Source organism: Aeromonas sp. QDB25, from assembly GCF_027707725.1.
Classification (GTDB): domain Bacteria; phylum Pseudomonadota; class Gammaproteobacteria; order Enterobacterales; family Aeromonadaceae; genus Aeromonas; species Aeromonas caviae.
This window is the reverse complement of the sequence record NZ_JAPCIZ010000236.1, coordinates 1-707: the sequence shown is the minus strand read 5'-3', so window position 1 is coordinate 707 and position 707 is coordinate 1. Positions and strand designations below refer to the sequence as shown.

General features: G+C 47.7%; 1 protein-coding gene. It reads left to right on the top strand.

Annotation, left to right across the window (positions count from 1 at the left end; genetic code table 11):
- The first annotated feature begins 128 nt into the window (after window positions 1-128).
- Entirely contained in the window at window positions 129-527 is a 399-nt protein-coding gene (locus PG883_RS23680; RefSeq protein WP_032492605.1) for a FosC2 family fosfomycin resistance glutathione transferase, read from the top strand.
- The last annotated feature ends 180 nt before the right edge of the window (window positions 528-707 follow it).

Genomic DNA, 707 nt, shown 5'->3' with positions numbered 1-707 from the left:
TATGCCTCGGGCATCCAAGCAGCAAGCGCGTTACGCCGTGGGTCGATGTTTGATGTTATGGAGCAGCAACGATGTTACGCAGCAGGGCAGTCGCCCTAAAACAAAGTTATGTTCGCTGAGGAGAGTCAGTGTTACGAGGATTGAATCATATTACTATTGCAGTAAGTGACCTTGAACGTTCCGTGGAGTTCTATACGCGTCTATTAGGAATGAAGGCACATGTCCGCTGGGATAGTGGGGCATATCTGAGCTTGGAGGCTACTTGGATTTGCTTGTCTTGTGACGAAGTGCATCCGAGCCAAGATTACTGTCACATCGCGTTTGATGTTTCCGAAGAGAATTTCGAACCAGTTACTAAAAAGCTTCGCGAAGCACATGTCGTTGAATGGAAACAAAATAGAAGCGAAGGACTTTCTTTATACTTGCTCGATCCTGACGGCCATAAATTGGAAATCCATAGCGGTAGCCTACAAAGTCGTTTGGAATCGTTGAAGTCTAAACCCTATCAAGGGTTAGTATGGCTATAAGCAAACATAACAAGTCAATTAACTACGCGCCTGCGGCGCCGGACGTGCTAGCGCACGCCGGTTATTTCGGGCGTTAGGCATCACAAAGTACAGCATCGTGACCAACAGCAACGATTCCGTCACACTGCGCCTCATGACTGAGCATGACCTTGCGATGCTCTATGAGTGGCTAAATCGATC